Below are 1,607 nucleotides of genomic sequence, written 5' to 3' on the forward strand. Positions count from 1 at the left end.
CTTTTTTCTTGTTGAGAAGCTAATTTGTTTAATATCTCATCCAGAATTCCAGCCGCCTCGCCGGCTCGAACCATATTTACATATACATCATTAAAAACTTCTGGGAATTTTGCTAACGAGTCACCGAGATTTTTACCGCCTTCTACATCATGGATAATACTGTTTAAAATTTGTTTTAACGCCATTTTTTCAGACAAGTTATTAGATAGAGCATTAAGCGCTCTCAAAAGTGGTACACCAGCTCCAATCATGGTGCTTAATTGTCTAGTAAACATAACTAACTGGTCAGTCTTTACTTTTTTAATGCCAAAAGATATTGTGTTATTGTTTCTTACTTCTTTTGACTTAACCTCTTTAATACTAACTGGCCTTAGCGCTTGTTTTGTTAAGGTGTCAATAACAGCATTTCTATCTTGTGCATCAATCACACCTTCGATACTTTTACCTTTAGAGTCTACCGCTATATAAGAATAATTTGCCATCTTGATTATTCCTTCGTGACCCTTATAACTTCATCAATTGTCGTTTCGCCACGCAAAGCTTTAATTAAGCCATCGGTTTGCATGGTGAGCATACCTTCTTTCATAGCTTGTTCTTGAAGTTGATTACTAGTTGCATTGGCAACGATTAGTTTTTGTATTTCAACAGAATTATTCAATACTTCGTAAATACCAACACGACCCTTATAACCACTTAAAGCGCCATTAGCATTGTCATCAGAGTCATTTTTCCATAGGTTATTTATAGTCGTTTCAGTTGTACCTAAAGGCGTATCTCCACCTACACCCTCGGCTGCTGCCTTTTTCTCTAATTCATGAATATATTTAAAATCTTGACCTGGTTTTAGATTGAACATTTTGATAATCATCTGTTTTTCCTCTTCTGTTGGTTGGTAGCTCTTTCGAGTGTCTTTATTTAGCTTTCTAACTAAACGTTGACCAACTGTTGCTCGTACAGTACTGGCTATCAAGAACGGTTCAATTCCCATATCTAATAACCTTGGTAGGCTAGTTGCTGCATTATTTGTGTGTAAAGTACTAAAAACTAAATGACCAGTTAAGGCTGCTTGTACTCCTAGGTCAGCCGTTTCACTATCTCGTATCTCACCAATCATTATTATATTTGGATCTTGACGCAAAAGTGCCCGCAGTCCATTTGCAAAAGTCATACCAGCTTTTGGATTAGTTTGGGTTTGATTAACACCTTGAATCTTATACTCGACTGGATCTTCGATTGTCGATATATTAACAGTTGGAGTATTTAATATAGTGAGAACACTAAATAGAGTAGTCGATTTACCGCTACCTGTTGGCCCTGTTATTAAGATGATTCCATTAGGCTCGGCCATAGATTTTCTGATATTAGTTATAGCTTGACCCCAAAAACCTAAAGATTCTAAAGAAACCGCCTGATTTGATTCATCCAGAATACGCATTACAACCTTTTCTCCCTCGGTAACTGGTAGAGTGCTAACACGTAGGGCGAATTGTTTTCCGCCAACTTTGATTTTAAATCTTCCGTCCTGTGGTACACGTCTTTCGTCAATTTTTAAATTACTTAAAATTTTTATACGACTGACTAGTGAATTCAACACATTCCTAGGTAAT

At 36.7% G+C, this 1,607-nt stretch carries 2 protein-coding genes; both read right to left on the bottom strand.

The annotated features are described in order from the left end of the window. Positions 1-482 (bottom strand): type II secretion system F family protein (locus WBH99_RS01155; protein WP_424218269.1); only part of this gene is annotated, 482 nt, incomplete at its 3' end. A gap of 5 nt (positions 483-487) precedes the next feature. Then, positions 488-1,607 (bottom strand): GspE/PulE family protein (locus WBH99_RS01160; protein WP_424218270.1); only part of this gene is annotated, 1,120 nt, incomplete at its 5' end.

Source organism: Azovibrio sp. (assembly GCF_049658005.1).
Taxonomy (GTDB): domain Bacteria; phylum Pseudomonadota; class Gammaproteobacteria; order Burkholderiales; family Rhodocyclaceae; genus Azovibrio.